The following is a 1,558-nucleotide window of genomic DNA, read 5'->3' as shown; positions in this document are numbered from 1 at the left end:
ACGTGACTGACGGGGCAGCCGACACGCAGGGCGCCGATGGTGCGACGGTGGTCGGGGTCACGAGCGGCACGACGAATTCCGATCTGGACGACGGCGGCACGCTTGGCGTGCAAATCCAGGGGACTTACGGAAAGCTTACGCTGAACGCGGACGGCACCTACAGCTATGCGCGCGATGCCGGCACGCCCGGTGGCGTCGACGACGTGTTCACCTACACTATCAAGGATGGCGACGGCGACCTGTCGCACACGACACTGACAGTCTCGATCGGCGATGCACCGCCGGTGATCAGCGACCTGACGCCGGAAGCCCGTGGCGGCGACGTGACGGTGAATGAAGAGGCGTTAAATGTCGGGACGCCGGGCGGGCCCGGCTCGAACCCGTCAAGCACGGCCGAGACCGGTACGGGCACCTTCACCATCTCCTCGCCCGACGGCATTGCCTCGCTGACGATCGGTGGTCAGACCTTCATCACCAACGGCGTGTTCACGGCGGGCTCGTTCACGACGCCGGAGGGCAACACGCTGGCTGTGACGGCCTACGATGCCGCGACAGGTCAGGTGAGCTACACCTACACGCTCCTCGACAATGAGGCGCATCCCACCGCCCTCGGTGAGAACAGCCTGTTCGAGAACTTTGCAGTGGTGCTGACCGACCAGGACGGGCAGAGCGCCAACGATACACTCACCATTGACGTCGTCGACGATGTGCCGACGGCGAACGCCGACACCAACAGCGTCGCCGAGGGCGCCATCGCCACCGGCAACGTGCTGAGCGACGCCACCGACGACGTGTTCGGCGCCGACGGTGCGGCCGCCGGTGGCGGCGTTGTCGGCGTGGCCGCCGGCAGCAACACCGCCAGCCCGGTGAGCGGCGGCCTCGGCGGCGCCGGCATTGCCGGCACCTACGGCACGCTGACGCTGAACGCCAACGGCACCTACAGCTATGACGGCTTTGCCAACGCCGTGCCGGCCGGCGGCGCCACCGACACCTTCGTCTACACCATCATGGACGGCGACGGCGACCTGTCGACGACGACGCTGACCATCACCCTGTCGGACAGCGGCCTGGCGGCCGCCAATGACGACGCCACGGTCAATGAAGCAGCACTGGCGATCGGCAGCAATCCGGCCAGCCCGGCCGAGACGGTGACCGGCACGGTCGCCGACAACCTCTCCGGCGGCAGCGGCCCCTACACCTTTGCGCTGGTCGGCAGCGCGACCGGCTCGCACGGCACGCTGACCCTCAATGCCGACGGCACCTACAGCTACACGCTGACCGCACCGGTCGACGGCGCCGATGCCGACAACGGCACCAACACGGTCAACAACGTCGAGAGCTTCACCTACCAGGCGACCGACGCCAACGGCAACACCATCACCAGCACCATCACCATTGACGTCGTCGACGATGTGCCGACGGCGAACGCCAACACCAACAGCGTCGCCGAGGGCGCCATCGCCACCGGCAACGTGCTGAGCGACGCCACCGACGACGTGTTCGGCGCCGACGGTGCGGCCGCCGGTGGCGGCGTTGTCGGCGTGGCCGCCGGCAGCAA

Annotated in this window: 1 protein-coding gene; it reads left to right on the top strand. The window is 67.9% G+C overall.

Annotated features, from left to right (window positions below; all coding sequences use genetic code 11):
- On the top strand, positions 1–1,558 hold a 1,558-nt coding region (locus EOB36_RS33785; protein ID WP_206637238.1), incomplete at both ends, for an Ig-like domain-containing protein.

This window comes from Mesorhizobium sp. M6A.T.Cr.TU.017.01.1.1 (genome assembly GCF_004023115.1).
Classification (GTDB): domain Bacteria; phylum Pseudomonadota; class Alphaproteobacteria; order Rhizobiales; family Rhizobiaceae; genus Mesorhizobium; species Mesorhizobium mediterraneum.
The sequence above is the reverse complement of the archived record's forward strand: the minus strand, read 5'-3'. Positions and strand labels throughout refer to the sequence as shown.